The sequence below is a fragment of the Paracoccus aminophilus JCM 7686 genome, assembly GCF_000444995.1.
GTDB classification, from domain to species: domain Bacteria; phylum Pseudomonadota; class Alphaproteobacteria; order Rhodobacterales; family Rhodobacteraceae; genus Paracoccus; species Paracoccus aminophilus.
This window is the reverse complement of sequence record NC_022041.1, coordinates 753,865-772,982: the sequence shown is the minus strand read 5'-3', so window position 1 is coordinate 772,982 and position 19,118 is coordinate 753,865. Positions and strand designations below refer to the sequence as shown.

The 19,118-nt window shown below is 60.4% G+C and carries 20 protein-coding genes and 1 tRNA gene; 13 read left to right on the top strand and 8 right to left on the bottom strand.

From position 1 onward, the window contains the following. Position 1 precedes the first annotated feature (1 nt). From JCM7686_RS03930 to JCM7686_RS03920, 3 genes are all read left to right on the top strand, one after another. Positions 2–811 (top strand): YMGG-like glycine zipper-containing protein, encoded by an 810-nt coding sequence (locus tag JCM7686_RS03930; RefSeq protein WP_020949567.1) that lies wholly within the window; start codon positions 2–4, stop codon positions 809–811. After that, on the top strand, positions 808–2,280 hold the full coding sequence (locus JCM7686_RS23300) for a serine protease (RefSeq protein ID WP_020949566.1): 1,473 nt from the start codon (positions 808–810) through the stop codon (positions 2,278–2,280). Before JCM7686_RS03930 ends, JCM7686_RS23300 begins: the two co-directional genes overlap by 4 nt. A 133-nt stretch (positions 2,281–2,413) precedes the next feature. Further along, positions 2,414–2,620 carry a hypothetical protein gene (locus JCM7686_RS03920; protein WP_041527115.1) on the top strand — a complete coding sequence of 69 codons (207 nt, stop codon included), beginning with the start codon at positions 2,414–2,416 and terminating at the stop codon, positions 2,618–2,620. A gap of 1,384 nt (positions 2,621–4,004) precedes the next feature. Here JCM7686_RS03920 and JCM7686_RS24275 read toward each other — a convergent pair. Next, positions 4,005–4,103 (bottom strand) — tRNA-Phe (locus JCM7686_RS24275). On the opposite strand from JCM7686_RS24275, the gene JCM7686_RS03915 reads away from it, so the two are divergent. The 7 genes from JCM7686_RS03915 to JCM7686_RS23845 all read left to right on the top strand — a co-directional run bounded on the left by JCM7686_RS03915 (position 4,083) and on the right by JCM7686_RS23845 (position 9,231). Then, positions 4,083–4,646, top strand: a complete 564-nt coding sequence (locus JCM7686_RS03915; protein ID WP_148292573.1) for a hypothetical protein — start codon at positions 4,083–4,085, stop codon at positions 4,644–4,646. The genes JCM7686_RS24275 and JCM7686_RS03915 overlap by 21 nt on opposite strands. Beyond that, positions 4,643–5,821 (top strand): hypothetical protein, encoded by a 1,179-nt coding sequence (locus tag JCM7686_RS03910; protein WP_020949564.1) that lies wholly within the window; start codon positions 4,643–4,645, stop codon positions 5,819–5,821. The genes JCM7686_RS03915 and JCM7686_RS03910 overlap by 4 nt, the downstream gene beginning before the upstream one ends. Further along, on the top strand, positions 5,818–6,318 hold the full coding sequence (locus tag JCM7686_RS03905) for a class I SAM-dependent methyltransferase (RefSeq protein ID WP_020949563.1): 501 nt from the start codon (positions 5,818–5,820) through the stop codon (positions 6,316–6,318). Before JCM7686_RS03910 ends, JCM7686_RS03905 begins: the two co-directional genes overlap by 4 nt. Further along, a complete protein-coding gene (locus tag JCM7686_RS24645; protein ID WP_041527113.1) occupies positions 6,315–6,569 on the top strand; it encodes a hypothetical protein in 255 nt (84 codons plus the stop codon). The genes JCM7686_RS03905 and JCM7686_RS24645 overlap by 4 nt, the downstream gene beginning before the upstream one ends. Then, entirely contained in the window at positions 6,566–7,333 is a 768-nt protein-coding gene (locus tag JCM7686_RS03895; protein WP_020949562.1) for a DNA translocase FtsK, read from the top strand. Before JCM7686_RS24645 ends, JCM7686_RS03895 begins: the two co-directional genes overlap by 4 nt. A gap of 275 nt (positions 7,334–7,608) precedes the next feature. Continuing rightward, positions 7,609–7,767: a hypothetical protein gene (locus tag JCM7686_RS24640; protein WP_158442337.1), complete on the top strand. Its 159-nt coding sequence runs from the start codon at positions 7,609–7,611 to the stop codon at positions 7,765–7,767. 144 nt (positions 7,768–7,911) lie between these two features. Continuing rightward, entirely contained in the window at positions 7,912–9,231 is a 1,320-nt protein-coding gene (locus tag JCM7686_RS23845) for an outer membrane protein (RefSeq protein ID WP_148292572.1), read from the top strand. Positions 9,232–9,904: 673 nt separating this feature from the next. Here the strand turns inward: JCM7686_RS23845 and JCM7686_RS24635 are convergent. From JCM7686_RS24635 to JCM7686_RS03870, 3 genes are all read right to left on the bottom strand, one after another. Beyond that, entirely contained in the window at positions 9,905–10,063 is a 159-nt protein-coding gene (locus JCM7686_RS24635) for a hypothetical protein (protein WP_158442336.1), read from the bottom strand. Between the two features lie 56 nt (positions 10,064–10,119). After that, positions 10,120–10,449: a hypothetical protein gene (locus tag JCM7686_RS03875; RefSeq protein ID WP_020949558.1), complete on the bottom strand. Its 330-nt coding sequence runs from the start codon at positions 10,447–10,449 to the stop codon at positions 10,120–10,122. Between the two features lie 72 nt (positions 10,450–10,521). Next, on the bottom strand, positions 10,522–11,136 hold the full coding sequence (locus JCM7686_RS03870) for an SOS response-associated peptidase (RefSeq protein ID WP_020949557.1): 615 nt from the start codon (positions 11,134–11,136) through the stop codon (positions 10,522–10,524). A 503-nt stretch (positions 11,137–11,639) separates the two neighbouring features. On the opposite strand from JCM7686_RS03870, the gene JCM7686_RS03865 reads away from it, so the two are divergent. Then, positions 11,640–12,974 carry a metal-dependent hydrolase family protein gene (locus JCM7686_RS03865; RefSeq protein WP_041527109.1) on the top strand — a complete coding sequence of 445 codons (1,335 nt, stop codon included), beginning with the start codon at positions 11,640–11,642 and terminating at the stop codon, positions 12,972–12,974. Next, positions 12,943–13,272 carry a glycine zipper 2TM domain-containing protein gene (locus tag JCM7686_RS25105; protein WP_328286677.1) on the top strand — a complete coding sequence of 110 codons (330 nt, stop codon included), beginning with the start codon at positions 12,943–12,945 and terminating at the stop codon, positions 13,270–13,272. The genes JCM7686_RS03865 and JCM7686_RS25105 overlap by 32 nt, the downstream gene beginning before the upstream one ends. 359 nt (positions 13,273–13,631) lie before the next feature. Here the strand turns inward: JCM7686_RS25105 and JCM7686_RS03860 are convergent, their stop codons facing one another. After that, entirely contained in the window at positions 13,632–13,841 is a 210-nt protein-coding gene (locus JCM7686_RS03860) for a Pam3-gp28 family putative phage holin (protein ID WP_020949555.1), read from the bottom strand. Positions 13,842–13,861: 20 nt separating this feature from the next. Then, entirely contained in the window at positions 13,862–14,494 is a 633-nt protein-coding gene (locus JCM7686_RS03855; protein WP_020949554.1) for a peptidoglycan recognition protein family protein, read from the bottom strand. Positions 14,495–14,584: 90 nt separating this feature from the next. On the opposite strand from JCM7686_RS03855, the gene JCM7686_RS23835 reads away from it, so the two are divergent. Then, on the top strand, positions 14,585–15,427 hold the full coding sequence (locus JCM7686_RS23835) for a DUF3800 domain-containing protein (protein ID WP_020949553.1): 843 nt from the start codon (positions 14,585–14,587) through the stop codon (positions 15,425–15,427). Between the two features lie 264 nt (positions 15,428–15,691). Here the strand turns inward: JCM7686_RS23835 and JCM7686_RS03845 are convergent, their stop codons facing one another. Together JCM7686_RS03845 and JCM7686_RS03840 are read right to left on the bottom strand one after the other, a co-directional pair. Next, on the bottom strand, positions 15,692–16,006 hold the full coding sequence (locus JCM7686_RS03845; protein WP_020949552.1) for a hypothetical protein: 315 nt from the start codon (positions 16,004–16,006) through the stop codon (positions 15,692–15,694). A gap of 200 nt (positions 16,007–16,206) precedes the next feature. Then, a complete protein-coding gene (locus JCM7686_RS03840) occupies positions 16,207–19,104 on the bottom strand; it encodes a hypothetical protein (protein ID WP_020949551.1) in 2,898 nt (965 codons plus the stop codon). Between the last annotated feature and the right edge of the window lie 14 nt (positions 19,105–19,118).

The window sequence follows — 19,118 nt, the reverse complement described above, 5'->3', positions numbered from 1 at the left end:
CGTGTTTGAGACCTCACTCTTCAAAGTCATCGGCAAGGGCACGACCGCTCTCGCCCTGAGCTCGATGCTGCTGCTGACCGCCTGCGATGAGCAGATCACGGTGAAGGAAGCGGCTGTTGATCCGAAAGACAGCTGCAGCACCTATTACAACACGATCTCGGCCGCGCGCACGACCGAGATCAACCGGCAGGCCAACAATGCCGTCGCCGGCGCCGTGCTGGGCGCGGTTCTGGGTGCCGCAGTTTCGGGTCGCCATGACCGGGCCAAAGGCGCGCTGATTGGTGCGACCGCGGGCGGTCTTGCTGGCTATTCGGCGACCTATTACCAGCAAAAACAACAGAATGCGCAAGATGCGCGCACGCTTCTGGCCTCGGTCAACAATGACGCCCGAACCGAGGGCGCGCTGGTCACGACCACCGGGAAAGCCGTCGCCGCCCTGCGCAGCTGCCGCAGCCAGCAGGCCGATCAACTGGCCAAAGGCATTCGCGCGGGCAAGATCGACAAGAAATCGGGCAAAGCCCAGCTCGAGGCGCTCAAGCGCCATATCGCGACCGACAACAAGGTGATCTCGGCCTCGTTCAACGGGATCGGTCAGCGGGTCGACGGCTATGTTGACGCTTCGGCCGCGACCGCGCAGGTCAACCGTGCCGAATATCTGGCCGCCAAGGACCGCAATGCCCGCGCCGCCCGCACTGCGACCCCAAGTGTTGCTTCGGTCAGCTCGTCGCTGAACCAGCAGAAGACCGCAGACGGCCAGCAGCGCGCGAAGCTCGAGGCGAATGTGCAGGCCATCGAGAAGCTGCTCGGATGAGGCGCGCCGCTTTGCCCGCCGGACTGGTGTCGCGCTTTGGCCTGTCAGGCTGGCTGGGCCGAGCGGCCCTGATGGTAACACTGACCTGCGCCGCTTCGGCGGCGCAGGCCGAGCTGCCCGCGCAGATCATGCGGGCCTTCAACCTTGCCGCCAATGGCGCGACCGACAGCGATCTGGCCTCCATTCAGGGCGATCTGCTTTGGACCGGGCATTATCGCGGCGCGATTGACGGCAGCGCGGGTGCCGAGACCAAAGAGGCCGTGCGCAGTTTTCAGCGCAGCCTTGGCACGGCAGAAACCGGCACGCTCGATCCCGAAAGCCGCGCGATCCTGGCCAAACGGGCCGAGGCGACCCGGCAGGACACCGATCTCAGCGTCGAGACCTCGGATTGGACCGGCATCCGCATCGCCATTCCGCGTGGCTTTGTCGCGGCGGCACAGATCGACGGTGAGGATGCACAGGGTCTGCTTTACGAGGGCCGCGCCGCCGTGCCCTTCGAAATCCGCGAGACCCGTTTTCAAAGCAATAGCGCGATCAATCCGCGCGCGCTCGCCAAGCAATTGGTCGCGGATCAGGACGATGCCGAGATTCTGGCCAGCGGCGTGACCGGAGGGTTGGGATATCTGGCCGTGCGCGTTGACGATCTGCTGATCTATACGATCATGGGGCAGGATGACCGTGAAATGCGCGGCGTCTCGGTCGCGGTTTCGGCCTCGTCCTCTTGGGCGATGCGCCCGATCGTGGCCGAGGTTCTGGCCTCGACCGAGCTTTTTGCCGGGAAAGGCGTGCCCTTCAAGGCGATCAAGGACAGGCTGATCGAGGGCCGCTATCCGGGGATGGAGGATCGGCCGGACTGGTATCGCTCGATGACCGCCAGCGGTTCGGGCTCACTTGTCTCGACCGAGGGCCATGTGCTGACGAACCATCACGTCATCGCCTCTTGCGACAGCCTGACGGTCAATGGCCAGCCCGCCGAGCTGATCGGCTCGGATGTGCGGCTTGACCTCGCGCTGCTCCGCGTCCCGAAATTCGCCAGCCGCGAGCCGATTGCCTTCCGCACCGAGGGGCCGAAACTGGGCGAAAGCCTGCTCGTGATGGGCTATCCGGTCTTCAGCCTGACTCAGGCGCTCAATGTCACCGATGGCGTCGTCTCAAGCACCTCTGGCTTTGAAGGCAGCCGTCTCAGCTTCCAGATCACGGCGCCGGTGCAGCCCGGAAATTCGGGCGGGCCGGTGCTTGACCGCAGCGGGCGCCAGCTTGCCGTGGTCGCGGCCAAAGCCGGAAAAAGCCTGCGCGCCGAAACCGGGATCGAGAATATGGCCTGGGTCATTCGCGCCGATGCCGTGCGTGACTTTCTCAATCGCTATCAGATCCGCTTTCGCGACAGCGCAGAGCCGGGCTCGGTTCAGCCGACCGAGCAGGTCGTGGCCGCACAACGCGACAAGGTGTTCCGGGTCGAGTGCCACTGAGCGACTGCGGCGCTCCGGGTCAGAATTACGGCTTGCTGGACGGATCAAGGCGGTGGCGCATCGGGCAGCGCCGTGAAAACCCTTGACGAGAGGGGGGCGCAATGGAGTAGTGATGCGATACCGGAGGTTATAAATGTCTGAAATTGATAAAGTTTCCGTGCTCGACGCCGAGATCCAGCTTCGAAAGCGCACGATTATCTTTCTGATATCCGAATATGCGTCCCGCCACGAATCAGAGCGCGGCAAGATCATCGCCTTCCTGAACGAGGTCATTCCGGACATGGCCGTCGGCACCGCGGCCATTGCTCAGGAAATCCTGAACGAAATCCAGAAGTCCTGACTCAAGGACCTCTTGGCGACCGGGCCGCAGGGTTGGCCCCCCGCGCCTTGTCAGATCGGCTGGGACAGACGCCGTCTCGCATAAGCCTGTCCGTCGGTTCGGCGGGCAGATTCCGGCGGCCTCGGCTGACCGTCCCTCGCGAACGACACCCCGCCTCAGAGATCTGATGATCGCCTTACCTCTGGCCGGATTATCTTCTTAAATCGCGCAAGGTACAGGAAGCCGGTCCCCCCGCCAAACGCCGCGAGAAGCGTCGCAACCGCGTCGCGATCATATCCGGCGGGTTCGTCATTTCGCCGCATCGCAACAGACGATGGCAGCGTCCGATCTCCTGCCTATCGCCCCTGCCCTCGCCCCATCGTTCTAGGCTGCAGTTAGTATCAACGCTCTTAATATGAACGTAGCGGGCGCGCGAAAAACCTCGGCAACCCCCGCTCCGCCTGATCCATGCGACCCGGCCCAACTCGGAATACGCCAGCCTGACGTTTTAGACAGGAAACCAATAAATCCCCCAAAAGTTGTTATTATGTACTGAGTGGACTTGTTCATGTGTCGTAACGAGTAGTGGTTTGGTGACCGCGCAAGCACGTCTTGCCGGTCACTCACTGTTGGGTCATCGCCAATCGCCCCGCCCCTCCGCAACCATCCTCGCATTGTTTTCCGCGCCGCGCATCACGCGCTGGCTTTTGCCTGAGAGCAGGGAGTTCCGCCCGCGAGAGCGCACCCAAGGCCTGCCAGATGTGATAGAATGAAGCTGGCTCGAGCCCCGGGGGAGGAGGCTCGCCTCGGCCCCCGCCCTGTCGCAAACGTCCGGGGGCCGGTCATCCCGGTCGCGCCATGCCTGCGGCAGTCTTCGCGGGCCGTCCTGTCGAATGGGCACCGACCCACGCGGCGCGAACACGACCCGCCGGTCATGCGAGCCACAACAAATCGATCCAGACCCCCGACGTAATCGACCGGTCCGAGGACAGGACTGCGGCTGCGGCTGCGGAAAGCAGTGCTGTCTCGGCCTGCTACCTCATGGCGGATCTTTCGCCGGAGCGGTGAGGAGATTGGGGTAAGCTTGATCTGACGGCTCGCGATGGCCGAACCAAACCTTTCCACCCCAGCCAAGTCACCTGATTTCATCAAGATATCAACGCAATCCGAACCCAGGCACTTGCTGAAGATCTCGGTGAGCCGCTTGTTCGAGGCGGGGGCCGAACTCAAGGAAATCGCGACACCCATGGGATGGTCGATCCAGCACGCGGCCGAGGTGATCGAGCGCTATGTCGCGCTATCACCCAGAATGACTGACGGCCTCGCGGCGAAGCTCGCAGCAGTCGAAAAGCGCAAAGTCTGTAAAATGAGGAGTAAAATGTCCTTAGCGAAACACGCTAAATTGTGGTCGGGGCGAGAGGATTCGAACCTCCGGCCTACGGTACCCAAAACCGGACAGAATTCCGAATTTCAATCAGATAGTTTGCAAACGAACTTCGATCCGGTTGAAATCAATTCAATGAGTTATGCGAGGTCTGCAAACCGCGCATTCTCTGCGCCATCACCCCACGCGGGCGACCGTCAAGATTCGCCCACCCCGCCCCACGCCGAGACTGCGCCGCCCGCCGATCAGGTGGGGCGCGCCATCGAGGCGCTGACCCAAGCCCGCACCGCATGGTATTCCTCGAACGACGAGGAGGTCTGGCACGGTGGTCCTTACGACACGCGAGAGGAAGCCGAAGCGGGCGCGAAAGCGGAAGAGCACCGGCTGATCGTGCAGGCGACGAAAGGGCCGATCCGCGTTTCCCGTTTCTTCGATCACGAAGCCTTTCTTGAGCGAGCAGAGGAAGACCTTTGCGAATTGTCGAATGAGGACGGCGATCCGATCCTCGATTTCAAAGCGGAGGCCTGTGAAGATCTAGGGAAGCGCGTCCGCGCGGCGATCGACGAATGGCAGGTCGCGCATGGTCTTGCCCCGGTCGCATGGTGCTTCGACAGCTGTGAACCCGTCGAGATTGCGGCTTGGGCGAAAGGCGGTGCAGCATGAGCGCCGTGGATAAAGCACCGGAGCGGATCTGGGCCGATCAGGACAATCTCACCTGGGTCGAAGAATGCCCCGGCGAACGGATGAATGGTGATGAGGTGGCGTACATCCGCGCCGATCTCTCCGCCCCCTCTGCGCAGGAGGGTCAGCCGATTACCATGACCTACCGCAACTATCGCGGCGAGGTCGCAGACCGCACCGTGACGCCCAAGCGGATCTGGTGGGGCTCGACTGACTGGCACCCCGAGCCGGGATGGCTGCTGACGGCCCACGACCCTGACAAGCAAGCTGATCGTGATTTCGCGCTGGCCGATGCTGATTTTCGCCGGTCCTCCCCCTCTGCGCCTGCCGAGGTCGAGGGGTTGGTGGAGCCACACCACGAGCAGATCGCAGTTTGGGCCGACGAACTCATGTCGGATCTGGCCCTGCACGATCTGCTGACCATCAACGATTACGACGACAAGGTGATCGCGGCGCGAGAAATCCGCGAGAAGCTCACCCTTTGCGCGGCACATCGGGACGACGCCCTGACCGCGCTGCAAGCCGATAAAGCGGCGCTGATCGAAGCCCGAGATATGATGGGACGCCTCTGGGAGCAGGAGAAAGCCCGCGCCGAGAAGGCAGAGGCCGAGCGGGATGCACTGATCGAGGCGGGAATGTCTTGCTGCACGGGAACACCGAACCCGGAATTACCCAGGGTCGGCTTGGCAATCAGCTTCATCCAAAGCACCCGTGACGCCCTTGGCGCGGCGGATCGGCTATGGCGTGACTACAAAGCTGAGCTTACCGAGATCAAAGCCGCCCTTACCGAGGCGCGGGCCCTCATCGCCCGCCGGACCAAAGAGCGAGACCAAGCGCGGGCCGAGACAGCGGCGGCGTATGAGAAGGCGGCCCTCTGTGCGCCGGGCGCGGAAACTATCTCTGCGCGTATCCGCGCCCTCACCCCTGCCGATGCCAAAGCCGCCCTTGCCGAGCATGTCCAGCGGGCCGTCGAGGCAGAGACGCGGGCGTGTGCGGAGGCTGCCCAAAGCATAGCCGAACGCAGGCCACTTGTTGCCAATAGGCCGACAGATTTAGTCCGGGGGCGATATCAGGGTGAGCAGGCTATGGCAGGTTTCATCTGCTCCACCATCCTCGCCCGCCTCGACCAGCCCAAGGGCGGGGAGGGAAAGGCATGAGCGAAACTCCTGTGCTCGATGCCTGCTGCGGCAGCCGCATGTTCTGGTTCGATCGAGCTGATCCGCGTGCCATCTTTGGCGACATTCGGGCGGAGCGGCATTCCCTCCCCGACAAATCCTCGGCCGGCGGCGCGCGTGAACTGATCATCGCGCCCGCCGCCGTGATGGACTTCCGCGCCCTGCCATTCCCGGACGACACATTCCACCTGGTCATTTTCGACCCGCCGCACCTGATCCGAAACGGAAAGACCGGCTGGCTGGCCAAAAAATACGGAAAGCTCGGCGCTGACTGGCGCGACGATATCCGCGCCGGTTTCGCCGAGTGCTTCCGCGTTCTGAAACCGCACGGCACGCTCATTTTCAAATGGAATGAGCACGAGGTGCGGGTGTCGGAGCTGCTGGCCCTGACCGACCAAAAGCCGCTGATCGGCAATCGCTGCGGCAAGACCGCGAAATCCCACTGGATCGTTTTCATGAAGCCGGAGGCCACCCGATGACCACCCCCACCAATCCCACCCCTACGGCGAGGGGTATCGCACGAGATCAGTTGGCCCCCGAGGTTCTCCGCGCTGTCGAGCGAGCCGAGGTCGCAGACCGCGTGCGGTATGGCGCTGGTGTTTTCAACGGCAGACCTGTGTTCGTTGACGTGTCGTTCTATCCGCGCCGCCAATGGTGGCTGATCGAGGATGGCGAGCGCGCTCATGTAACCGTGGAGATTGCCCGACAGGTAGAAGGATTGAAGCTATGACCACCAATCCCGCCCCTACGGTGTGCGGCACGATCAACCGAACCGCCGATCTAGATGCGGATTATGAACGGGCCATCGGGATTATGATCCGAGCAAACCGCGTCAGCACCTCATTCGTTAGCCGGTCAATGGGTATCGGCTACAATGCCGCCGCCCGGCTTGTTGAGCGCGCCGAAGCTGACGGGATTGTCACGCGCCCGAATGAGGTCGGTAAGCGATCACTCGCCGCGATCCATCCCGCGAGCACGCAGCCGATTGGCTATATGGCTCCCGATGACGGTTACAACCGATACGGCAATCGGGTTATTTTCGACCGACCAGACAAGAGCACGGGCCACACAGTCCCCCTCTACGCCGCCCCTGTCGCGGGTGACGCGGTGAACGCCCATGCCGCCGCGATCCAGCCCGACGCCGAGCCGGATCCGGACCATATCGGTGACGGCAACAAAATGGTCGAGGCGGAGCCGGTGGCACTGACCCCGCGCTATGCCAAGATCCTCGCCGATGTGCAGGACAGCAAGCGTCGTCTAATCGAGGCAGGGTTCGGACACCTGCTCGATGAACCCGCGAACCCGAAGTCTGCGATTAATCGCAGACTGCCGGTTCAAGCTGCCGCGGTTGACGCGGCGAGCGTGTCGCATCTAGACGATGGCGTTCTGTCGTTTGAGGTCAACGGGAAGGGCACGATTGACGTTTACCCTGACGGTCGTGTTGCATGGCAGTTCGGTTCTGAAAAAGGCGTAGACCGCCCCTGTCGCGGGTGACGCGGTGAGCAGAGAGGCGCGGGAGGTCGATATACTACGGGAGGGGCTAGAGCGGGTCCGAAGCGCGGTCTCGCGATCGCTAGACCCTCACATCTGGCACATAGCAGACGGCGCACTGCGCCGCGCCCTCGGGGGAGAGAAGCCGTGAGCGAGGCACCGTTCGCCTGCTGGCTGATGGGGCATGATCCTGTCTGCATGGGCTATGATTGGCGCGGTAAAGGCGGGTCCTTGGTCTGCAAGCGGTGCCTCAAAGACCTTGAGCAGGAGCCCCGCCCATGACCGCGACCTGCAAGCACCAGAACGGCGATTTCGTCAACGGCTACTGGCTCTGCGGTCAATGCTTTCGGAAGCTGCCAGAGCGGCCGGGCGAGATCTATTGGAAGCCGAGCGTTGAGGCCAAGGGCTATCCTAGCCAACAAATAGTTACCCCTTAACCAATCAAGATAGCTAAGAGCGGAATGTCCCTATCACAATTCGCGGTCGCCTAACTGTCTGAATAGTCAGGATGCTTGTTGAGAGATTCTACCTTAAGAAGATCTCTGTTAACCATCATGTTGTTTAAATAGTAGGGTAACGATTTGACGCATATTGCACAAAATATGGCTGTCTTGGCCTGTGTTTTTGCTACATCAACGGCATCTGCCGGGGGATATGTAGCTCCGGTGGTGTCTGTTGACGATGTCGCGCCAGCACCGATGATCGCCGCTCAAAGTCAATTAGAGAACGCTCAATCCTTTTCATGGACTGGGCCGTATCTAGGGGCCGCAATCGGCTATAGCGACCTTAAGCTCAAACGCAGAGTACCCGTCGAGCATCCGGCTGAGGTGATTGAACACCCGGCTATCACCGAAGAAGTCATAGTACCGGCGGTAACCGAAGAGGTCGTGATACCTGCCGAGACCCGTGACGTAGAAATTCCGCCGGTAACCGAAGAACGGGAAATCCCGCCCGTCACGCGCGACGTGGTTCATCCGCCAATTACCCGAGAAGTCGAGATACCCCCGATCACGGAAGAACGTGAAATCGTTGTTGAGCACCCTCCTGTCACAGAAGAACGCCCAGTCATCGACAAAATTTGGAAGCCAACCGACCCGAAAGACCAATATCCCGGCTGCAACCATGGCAATAACACTTGCCCAGTCCCGGTTCCCGGATCCGGCGAATGGAACGATAAGGGGCAATGGACAGGCGACTGGAAACGTGGCGAAGTCGGTCGCGAAACCGTCACCATCCGCGATGCTTGGACCGAAACGTCGACCGAAACCGTCATCGTCACACCAGGACGCACTGAAACAGAAATCGTTCGTGACAGTTGGACCGAAACCGTGGTCGTCACCCCCGGGCGGGTCGAAACTGTGATCGTGGAGCCGGGGCGAACCGAAACTGAGATCGTGAGCGCCGCCCGGACTGAAACGATCATCGTAGAACCCGAGCGTCGGGAAACTCGCATCATAAGCGAAGCGTGGACGGAGGTCGTGCGCGCCGCCTATGCTTCGACTTTCGTGCAGGAAATGAAAGAAAGCGCGAACACCTTCGGTGTTTTCACCGGTTATCGCTATCAGTTTTCCAACAAGGCTGTTGTTGGCGTGGAGGCAAACTACGCTCGAACAAACGGCGTTAGGACCTCATTTGAGCAGGAGTCTCACAGGTTTGACCTGAAAACGGTAAGTATTGAAGCACAGCTCGGCTACGCCTACGCAAGGTTTCTGCCTTATATCGCTGCCGGTTACGTCAAAACCAGTGGTGATGATGGGTGGCTCGCGGCAGCAGGTGTTGACTATGCACTTACTGACAACGTGATCTTGGGCATCAAGTATACCCGGCACGACTACGACAATTTGCAGGGATGGAAGGCCACGAACGACACGATTTCTGCCCGTGTCGGTTGGAAGTTCTGATCTTCAACCGTTTAGCGGTAGTTGCCCGCGCCGCCCGGCGCGCCCTTGCTGGGAAGGGAGGGCGGTGACGGGCAAGCGCGGACACCTGTACATCTGCGAGAATTGCGGCGCCCGATCCGCCAGCGACAGGGCGCATGGGATCAGTCGAGGAGCATATCGACTTTGCCTATCAGGGCGCGACCCGCGGAGAGAGCGGGGAGGAGGCGTGATGGGTGGAACCGCCCAACCACCACAGCAAGCGCCTGACAACCTCTGCGCAGCGCCACAGATAGGTCAACTGGTCTATATAATAGTGCCCCGATGCTGACCTATTACTTACGATTTAGTTATATAGCCGAAACTCCACCCAAAGGCGTATGCATGAGGCAAGAAAACAACGCGGCGTAACGAGTCCAGCCGGGCGGGCCTCATAACCAAGACCGCTCGGCTTTTCGCTGTCTAGGTTAGTTCTTCACCTCCAGCCGCCACAGCTCGATCACCGGCCAGTCTGCTACCCCGGATACCCCTTGCTCCCCGCTGGCGGCAGCACGATCACCGTCCACCCGTCCCGCTTGCCACAGACAGTGCACCGCGCCCGCCGCAGCATCTCATCGCGGTGGAGGAAATAGCCGAGCGTGACGCAGCCGACATGGCCGCAGCGGCAATGGATGAAGATGCGATGGTCCTTCATGCGTTAGAGGCGAGATTTCGGGGCGGCATCCCGGCGCACAGCCTCGAGCGCATCGGCAAAGGTCGGCTCGACCCCTTGCGCTGCCGGAGACACCCAAGTTTCCCAGCGCCAGCCGTCTTGCGTGATGGCGACACCACCGACCTCATCCCCATCTCGAAGCACGAGCCGTTCGTCTGGACCGGCGTTATTGCGGTTGCTTGGAACATGTGACCAGCGCGTCACTTCACGATCTCCCCGCCCACCTCATTGCGCCAGATCCAGCGCGTGATCTCCTTGACCGGGCGGCGGATCGTGACTTTCCCCAGCAACTCGGCGTGCGGATAGGTGGCGTGAACTTCGACAAACTCGGCCGATTTGCAGCGCGAGCACCGCCACGGCGGGACATGGACCTGATGATAGGGGCCGACGACTTTGACCAGATCGGCGGCCCAGTAATAGACGGACCGTCGGCATCCATTGCACCGCAGCCGGATCAGCAGGTTTTCCCGCGCGGCTTCCCACATCATCGGGTTATTCCACGGGTTGGCTGATGGGCGGCGTGCTGGCATGTCGATGTGATTCCTACAGATCGACAATGAGAACACTTAGAGAACATCAGGGCAAGAGCCCACGGCGCAACGTCAGTTCACAATTCGCAGCGCCCCATCCGCCAGCGGTCGCTGCAACGCTTTCGCCTGATCCCAAGGCGCGCTCAGCCACAGATCCCATTCATCTGGTTGGGTCAGGATCACAGGCATGGCCTTCGGATGGATCGCCGCCACCTCGGCATTCGGCGGGCAGGTCAGGAAGCCGAACAGGTCGTCGGTGGTTTCGCCGTCCTTGACCTTGCGGATGCTGGTCCAGCCCTGCGTCTGGATGCCAGCAAAGAAAACCGGACCCGCGGCCTCGAACCAGACCGGCTTGTGATCGGCACCCGGCTCGGAAAACCGCTCGACTGGCACGAGACAACGATGCGCGGGCGCGAGCCAGCGCCGCCAATGCGGGGAGTTGGTGTTGCGGATATTGGTCACCCCCGGATCGCGGGCCGTCTTGAGATACATCGGCGGCGTCGGCATTCCCCATCTGGCACGCGCTACCGCCAGTCCGTCACCATCGTGCCGGATGATCGGAGCCAGCCGATCGGGATAGACATCCGCTGGCCACGGCTCATTGCCGGTCAGATCCCGCAGCGGACGGCTCGGGAACATCTGCGCGACGAGATCGGCGGATTTCGTGGTGGTGTAGAGGTTGCACATGGGCCGAGGCTAGGCGGGTCGCGAGATTCGATCAATCCTCGCGGTCCCCGCCGATCGCTCCGACCGCTCAGATTTCACGGATCCTGGTGCCGACCAATCTATCAATGGACCTCGTCAAACGCCGAGATCGGCGAGTCGGTTTTTACTCCGCGCCGCCAGTGCTCCAGAGGTAAATTCCGTTCTGGGCCATCGGCCATAAACAGGGGGGCTGGTATTCCGCATCCTCTGTCAAAATAGCCAGCCGACGAACGCCGCACGAGCGCCTGTTGCAGCACTAGATAGGAGAAACAGCCAGTGCACATCTCTAAAGGCCGTGAATGCACCGTGGTGTCAAGCTTGGCGCTTGTTGGAAATCTGCCTCCAAATAACAGTTGACAACCTGGATAAACCAACAAATATACACTATAAGTGCTGCGGTGTCACTTCTTTGCGACTGTTGTAACGAGTCGTAATTTTTCCACTTTACTATCCCGATTTTATACAATTCGAGGGTAATAGCTGGAATGAAGAAGTCGCCAAACTTAGTCGGAACCGTTCTGATATCGATGCTTTTTTTTGGTGTTGCATCAGCAGATGAGGCATCGGAAACGCTCTTCCAAAACGTCCGGATTTTTGACGGCAAGTCAGCAGCGCTAAGTGAGCCGACTTCTGTTATCGTTCGTGGGAACCAAGTGGCAGAAATCGGCCCTATCTCCTCCGTAGGCGAGGAGGCCGTGGTGATCAATGGAAACGGTCGTACACTTATGCCCGGATTGATTGACGCGCATTGGCATACGATGATGATACGCCAAACGCCTGAGCAAATGCTGTTTGGTGATGTCGGTTTCTCCAACATTCTTGCTGCCGCTGAGGCCACTGCCACCCTGATGCGCGGGTTTACTACTGTTCGCGACCTCGGAGGCCCATCGTTTGGACTAAAACAAGCTGTCGATCTTGGTGTGGTCCCTGGTCCGCGCATTTGGCCTTCGGGTGCAATCATCTCGGTTACAAGCGGGCATGGCGATTTTCGCCCGATGGTTGATCTCCCTCGAGAGAGTTCAAAGCCCTTGTCACGAGTTGAGCAAGTCGGGGGCGCTATGATCGCGGACAGCCCGGATGAGGTACGTTTGCGCGTTCGCGAGCAGTTGATGCAGGGAGCAAGCCAAATCAAGCTGACCGCAGGCGGAGGGGTTTCCTCGCCCCACAGCCCGCTTGATGTTTCAACATTTACGCCAGAGGAACTAAGGGCAGCTGTCGATGCAGCTAACAACTGGGGGACCTACGTCACGGTTCACGCTTACACATCTGAAGCCGTGCGAAGGGCGATCGATGCTGGTGTGAAGGTAATAGAGCATGGTCAACTCATCGACGATGAAACTGCAAAATATATGGCTGAAAAGGATATCTGGCTTTCTGCCCAGCCGATAACTGAAGAATTCTTTGGCAACATGTTTCCCCCTGGATCAGATCAGGCTGCAAAAGCACAGGAGGTTATTTCAGGCTCGGATCGACTCTACCAACTTGCAAAAAAATACCACCTCAAGACAGCCTTTGGCACGGATGTCCTCTTCTCAGAGGCGATGGCACGCCGGCAGGGGGAAATGCTGGTTTCACTAAAGCAGTGGTATACTCCGGCTGAGATACTTCGGCAAGCGACCTCGACGAACGCCGATCTATTGCAGCTTTCAGGATTACGCAGCCCTTATATAGGCCGGCTCGGCGTAGTTGAAAAAGGTGCTCTCGCGGATCTTATTTTAATTGATGGGGATCCATTGATTAACATTGATCTCCTTGCAGATTCCGAAAATATCCGTGTCATAATGAAGGATGGAAAGGTCTACAAAAACAGCTTGGAATAGCCCTGAGAGTGAGGTCTGGTTCAAGAGAATGAAAGACTATCGGTGTCACTTGGATTTCAATGAGGTCAAGACAATGATCAAGACATTTCTAACCATGCTAGGTGCCGTCATAACCTTAGCCGCATGCGATGCAACTCCAACTCAACAAGCTGCAATCCGGTGCAACACAGCGACTTTGGGCGGTGCGGCTGTAGGGGCTGGTCTTGGCCGTCAAGTTGGCGGCGGGAGCGGACGCAACCTAGCAACTGTTGCAGGTGCGCTGGGAGGTGCTGCAGCGGGCAATCAGATTGGCTGCTGAAACCCTCCTAACAGCGCCTGTATCGGTACGTCGGCGTACTGGCGAGTGAGGGCTGGCTCGATATCGTTTCGCGGTCAGAATCCGAGTGGCGGCGATCTGGCTACGCCTGCTCGAGCCTATGGGCGCAAATTGAGTCTGCGCAAGCACCTGCCGTTTTAGACAGGAAACCCGTTCTGCATCGCAGCGTTGTCTTTGCGTGATGAGTGACGCCTGTTGATTGTGTTTATAGCGAGTGCATATTTTGGTGACCGCCCAGGATGTTTTCTGGCGGTTGCTCGCTGTTCAGGGGCGGTTTTTTCCGCCCCTTATCAGCCCCCAGAGCAGCGCAGCCAGTGCTGCGCTGACTAGCAGCACCGCGATCACGTCGCCCCGCCTTTCTTCTTGGCGACACGCGACCAGATCACGGTCGCCGCATAGATCACGAGCCCTGCGAGAACGACAGCGAGGTCGTTCAGATAGACGGTGAGCGTGCCCGTGGCCTCGTCGAAGCTGACGAAGCCAAGCGCGGTCAGCGCACCGGCCAGCGGATAGAGGATATAGCGAATAATCAGAGCGATTTGCCCAAGCATAGGAACGGTTCCTTTCGGTTTCAGAGGGTGGAGAGTTCGCGGGTAACGAGATCGCGCAGGCGATCGCCCACGCTGATCGGATCAGCGGGACCGACCATGCCGGGCAGCACCGTGATGTCCCATTTGTTTTTCTGGACCACGCCGAGGCTCGGCTGGATCTCGGCATGAGAGAGCGTGGACCAGGGCGAGACCGGAATGTCGTAGATCCGGCACGCCCGCGCGGTCTCGCGCGCGAGAGCTGAGACCTGCACCGGCAGGAGCGGGGCCTTGCCCCAGACGAACGGGCGCTCATTGGCGCCGGCCATGGCGCAGATCGAAAGACCGACCGCGCCGCCATTGGCATTGAGCGTATGCGAGCGCGGCGTCGCTGGATCAGCCAGCCAGCGCACCTCACCATCACCGAGGATCAGGGCGTGATAGGCGGCCATGGCCTCGGTGCTGGCGGCATAGCCGCTCGCGGCCCAATGCCAGTGGATCCGGGTGACCCCGCTCGAATGCTGAAACGGCTGCCCCCGCGCCTTCTGCGCGGCCAGCGCCGCTGCATAGGCCGCGCGGGTCCGGTTGCCGTCGATCCCGTCGATCGGGCCCGGCCAAAAGCCCAGGGCAGCGCAGCGCGCCTGCCGCGCGCGCACCGCGTTCATGACTGCGGTCATGTTCTCTCTCTCCTGAAATGAAAAAGCCGCCCCGAGGGGCGGCTATTAAGATCTTGACGAATCTCACGGCCTCACGGTCATCATCTCCTGATGAGAGTTCCGGAATATGATTACGTCCTGTTTATTGATGAGGCTGGCGATGACGGCCTTAAACGAGTCATGCCTATCGACAGCCAAGGCTCATCAGAATGGCTCGTTATTTCAGGCTTACTGGTAAGGTCTGAGGACGAAGGCAAATGCCGAGATTGGCTTGATCATATCCGCAACAACATAGATGCAACTCAATCTGGCGTTCTCCACTACCGAAAACTCAGCCTCACCAAGAGGCGCCGCGCAGCTGAGCTGCTTGCAGACCTCCCCGTCCGCAGCTTCACAGTTTGCTCAAACAAGAAAAATATGCGTGGTTACAACAATCCTCGAGCAGCTGAAGCGGGAGGAAAGCAATGGTTTTATAACTGGATCGTTAGAATTCTCATGGAGAGAGCGACAAATTTTTGCCTGCAAAACTCGATGAGAAAGCTTGGCCGACCAGCCAAAATGAAGGTTCTCTTCAGCGCACGTGGTGGCCATTCCTATGGCCAAACCAAGGCCTACTGGGAACTTTTGCGCGCCAAGGGCACGCCATACCTAAACAGAAACCAGATCAAGTTCGAAGTGCTAAATTATAGGCTGGTCGACTACGTGCCTCACTATCTACATGCCGGACTCCAACTTGCAGACATTTGCGCTAGCGCATTTTATCAGGCAATTGATGTGCAATCTCGCAACTGGTCCACGGATTGTGCAATCAATCTGCGCCCCATCGTCGCTTCATCAAAAGGCTCAACAGCAGATGTCGGCCTCGTTCTCCAACCTCATTGGATCGATAAAGGTCTTTCGATGGATCAGAAGAAAATATTCCGGCACTACGGATATAAATTCTATACAACGTAATGGTGCGGGTCCCGGCTTGTGTTGATTGATGCCTATAGGCCGAAATCCAATGTCCGACCGTGCAATAACCCGCAACATGACTAATGCATGCCGCACCAAGACCCCGGCGCCCCCGCATCCTCAATGAATCACAGCGAATATGCTGGGTCAAGAAAATACCCCGCCGTCTCCCAGGAATGGGCCGGTCAACACATCGCCGCTGCTGTCATCAGTATGCAAAATGCCAAGATGCGGCGCAGCCAGAACTCGCGAAGCGGGTTGGGATTAGCGTGGCGGAATAGTCCGCTCGCTGTGGTGCTGCACCCGGCCAAGTTCCGACACCTCCGAATAGATACGATCGAGCGTCAGCTTGATGTTTTTCATCGCCTCTCGGATCTCGGCGGCATCTATGGCCTGTTGATGCTGCGCCGCCTCTAGGCCACGCAGCCTTTCCTCATGCCGGTCGAGCCGCTTCATCGCCCCCTTGACCTGCATGTCCAGTTTACTTGCCCACCAGATGATGGCGACGATCGCCACGATCTGCGGCCAGCCAGATTGAATGGCGCGGACAAGATCCGTGCCGACTTGCTGTTCTGTCATTGCGCCTCCTGCGCATCAGAGAAAGGTCGAATGGTGGCGGGATGATTGCGCGGTATGGTTGTCTTACCGTCGGGTTGACGAAGGCGACGGTATGGTCAGGCTTCCCTGTTCTTCTCGCTCCTGGCCATCTGACTGCGCAGGGTTAGCGCTCCGCCATCTCGCTGACCCTGCATCTTTCTCTTAAGTCTCAGATCCGCACCTCAGGCAATCGGCACCTCGAAGCTGTGCATGGGGCGATAGACCGGCAGTCCGGTGATCGGGCCGGTGCCCTGCCAGACCTCGCGGATCGAACCCGCTGCGGTGACATAGCGCGTGTCGATCTCACCCGCATTCGGGCGGCGATAGACATATTGCAGCCGGGCCGAGCTGTTCGGCGTGCCCGAGAGGCTCAGGGTGATCTCGCGATCCCCGGTTTGCTCAACCCCGGTGATTGTGGCGCTGTCGTTCGAGAGGCTGAAGCCAAAATGCGGGTCGCGCGGCACCATGTCCCGGTCAATCATAATCGGCGTCAGGCTCTCGACCGCGAGGATCACCTTGTTGCCGAGCCCGGCCGCGCGCTCTCCCTTGGGAAAGGCACACCACCACGGCAGGCCCGCAACGTGGTTGCGATAGGCAAATGCATCCATCTCGCGCAAACGGACCTGCGACAGATAGGAGGTGTGGATATGATCCTGCGTCCCGCCGCGCGCCGTGCCCATCGGCAGGTGATAACGCGGCCCGACATCGACCACCTTATGACCCGCCAGGCGCGCCTGTCGCATCAACTCGCGCAAAGCGTATTTGACCTGCCAGTCGCTACCAAACGCGGACATGGCTGTGGTGCCGCCCGGAATATCGACCAGCCAGACCACCGGCAGGCCGGTGAACGCCAGATCAGCCTCGATATCGGCCATGTAGCCGAGCCCGTCAGCCGTATAGGTCGCCCACGGGTCGCGCCGGTTGGTCTCGCCATGGGTGAAGGCGATCACGATTTCCGTGGGCGGAACAGCTGCATGCGTCATCACCGCCGTCACCCACTCGATCATGCGAATGCGCTGGGGCGCGGGCGCGCCGGAGGGAAGCACCTTCCAGATCGCAAAATTCGGATCGGTCGCCGTGAATCCCGCGCCGCCGCGCCCATGACTGCCGGCGTAGATCATCCCGGCCCCGCGCGGATCGAGCGCGTTCGACGCCGAAGCCAAGGCCTCGGCCGAGGATTGGACGCCGGTGATCGCGGCAGGCACGAAGCCGGTGATCGACGCCGACGGAATTTGACCATTCCAGCCGCGCAACGCGCCGAGCTCGCCGACCCCATCATTCGACATCATCACGAAGTCAGGCGTTTTCGCTGGAATATAGAGCGGAGGGCCCTCCATCTCGGAGACAGCTGCATTGGACTGACCCAAGACCATGACAATCGCGACCCGAGACGGCAGCCAGTGCCATGCCCCGTCGCCGCCGACCGTATAGCGCGCCGCAGCGCCGATCCCGGCATCGCCAACCAGCTGGGTTACCCCGCCGACGCGGCGCGGCAATAGGGTCGCCGAGGCGGGCAAGGGCTCGGGGGGCGTATAACCGCCGCCCGAGCCGCTGCCCGAGACCGTGGCCAGCGCGGCCTGCATCTGGGCGAAGGTCGGATGATCGCGGGCGACCCATTCCGACGACCACCGCAGGATCCACCACTTTGCATCGAGGTCTTTTGCATATTCATCGGTTTCAGGCAGGTCGGGCAGCCTGCCAATCGTCGCCCAGATTGCCTCTCCCGGCGCGTTGCCCTTCGTAATGACAAGCACTTTCGCTCCTGCCGGGACGGTGATCCCAGACGGTCGCAGATTGTTTGCGACGACGCGCTTGACGGCGCCGTCGTACATGTCATCCCGCAGCACCTGGGAAGACGAGGCCCGGCGCCACCATTGGTTACCCGTGCCGTCGCGGCGCAGCGTGTCCGTTACCACGCCATCGCTCGGCGCAGAGGCTCGAACCCATTTCGCGGATTCCGTCCCGACTGATTTGGTGACGTCGATGCACTGCGTCCCGGTTGGTGGATTGGCCCCGTCAATCGTCAGGCCATTGCTCGCATATTGCCAGACCCGGCCAGAGCGCAGTTCTGCGTTCACCGTCGCAACCTCGGCTGAGAGGTCGGTCTTCGAAACCTCCCCTGCAACCAGCCGCCAGAGCGTGTTGACCTTGACCGCCTCGTAATAGCGGCCAGCCACGAGGAAGCCCGCCGCGAGCGTCTGGCCGTTCGCATCTCGAAGGATCTGCGCACCCTGCCCGTCGATATTGATCGTCACCGCGCCACTGTTGGTTGCGATCGGCGCAAAGCGGATGCGGCGAAGGTTGGCGGCGACGACACCGATTCCGGTCAGAAGGGACGGCACCGATGCGGTAATGGCATCGCCGGACCCGGCGATAGTTTCGAGGGTAACCGTCCCCATATTGACGTTTCCAACGATCCGGTCGGAACGGGCTGCCAGAAGATCCACCAAGGCGACCGCGCCCGAGATCACCCGCCAGTAGGGTCCACGTCGCCGCAGGAGATAGGACCGACCGGCTGCGAGCTGCCCCGCGGCCAAGACCCCATTCGTTTCCGAGCGGATCAGGACAGGCGCGCCGCCATCGATCGACAGTGTCGGCTCGGCGCCCCCCGTATTCGAGAGCGCCGGGATGATCTCGACAACGGATGAGGATGAGGTCGCTGTGACCCCGTTCTGCTTCGCAGCTTGCGGCAGCTCGGCAGTCAGCGCGTCGGCGGTTCCGGCGACATTTGCCAAGGTCATCAAACCCGCATCACGCATCGCAATCGCGGGATCGATGCGCGAGACCACGCCCCAATTGGGATAGGTCGCAAACAGCGGATCATCTGCGGTTTGACCAGGGCCGCGCACAACCAGCGAAGAGTTCTCGCGGGTATAGATCAAGCCGAGAGCGACAGGCAGTCCGGCCTGCCCCGCTGCGACCGCATTCGCGCGCGTGCTGAAGGATTTTCCGCCATTGGTGATGACATCGGTCCAAAGCGCGCCCAGAGCCGCGTTCACGGCACTGTCGAAAGCGGTCTCGGTCGCATATTGGTTTGGCGCCGACCCGGAAACGGGCAGCTTGAAGGTGGGTGCAGGCATGTTGCCCCTCGAAT

What these genes read in the sequence shown, in the direction of transcription:
- JCM7686_RS03845 (WP_020949552.1), bottom strand. Translation starts at nt 16,006, where the DNA reads ATGACAGAACAGCAAGTCGGCACGGATCTTGTCCGCGCCATTCAATCT.
- JCM7686_RS03870 (WP_020949557.1), bottom strand. Translation starts at nt 11,136, where the DNA reads ATGTGCAACCTCTACACCACCACGAAATCCGCCGATCTCGTCGCGCAG.
- JCM7686_RS23300 (WP_020949566.1), top strand. Translation starts at nt 808, where the DNA reads ATGAGGCGCGCCGCTTTGCCCGCCGGACTGGTGTCGCGCTTTGGCCTG.
- JCM7686_RS23835 (WP_020949553.1), top strand. Translation starts at nt 14,585, where the DNA reads ATGAGAGTTCCGGAATATGATTACGTCCTGTTTATTGATGAGGCTGGC.
- JCM7686_RS03895 (WP_020949562.1), top strand. Translation starts at nt 6,566, where the DNA reads ATGACCACCAATCCCGCCCCTACGGTGTGCGGCACGATCAACCGAACC.
- JCM7686_RS03875 (WP_020949558.1), bottom strand. Translation starts at nt 10,449, where the DNA reads ATGCCAGCACGCCGCCCATCAGCCAACCCGTGGAATAACCCGATGATG.
- JCM7686_RS03905 (WP_020949563.1), top strand. Translation starts at nt 5,818, where the DNA reads ATGAGCGAAACTCCTGTGCTCGATGCCTGCTGCGGCAGCCGCATGTTC.
- JCM7686_RS03855 (WP_020949554.1), bottom strand. Translation starts at nt 14,494, where the DNA reads ATGACCGCAGTCATGAACGCGGTGCGCGCGCGGCAGGCGCGCTGCGCT.
- JCM7686_RS03865 (WP_041527109.1), top strand. Translation starts at nt 11,640, where the DNA reads ATGAAGAAGTCGCCAAACTTAGTCGGAACCGTTCTGATATCGATGCTT.
- JCM7686_RS24645 (WP_041527113.1), top strand. Translation starts at nt 6,315, where the DNA reads ATGACCACCCCCACCAATCCCACCCCTACGGCGAGGGGTATCGCACGA.
- JCM7686_RS03910 (WP_020949564.1), top strand. Translation starts at nt 4,643, where the DNA reads ATGAGCGCCGTGGATAAAGCACCGGAGCGGATCTGGGCCGATCAGGAC.
- JCM7686_RS24640 (WP_158442337.1), top strand. Translation starts at nt 7,609, where the DNA reads ATGACCGCGACCTGCAAGCACCAGAACGGCGATTTCGTCAACGGCTAC.
- JCM7686_RS25105 (WP_328286677.1), top strand. Translation starts at nt 12,943, where the DNA reads ATGGAAAGGTCTACAAAAACAGCTTGGAATAGCCCTGAGAGTGAGGTC.
- JCM7686_RS03840 (WP_020949551.1), bottom strand. Translation starts at nt 19,104, where the DNA reads ATGCCTGCACCCACCTTCAAGCTGCCCGTTTCCGGGTCGGCGCCAAAC.
- JCM7686_RS03920 (WP_041527115.1), top strand. Translation starts at nt 2,414, where the DNA reads ATGTCTGAAATTGATAAAGTTTCCGTGCTCGACGCCGAGATCCAGCTT.
- JCM7686_RS03860 (WP_020949555.1), bottom strand. Translation starts at nt 13,841, where the DNA reads ATGCTTGGGCAAATCGCTCTGATTATTCGCTATATCCTCTATCCGCTG.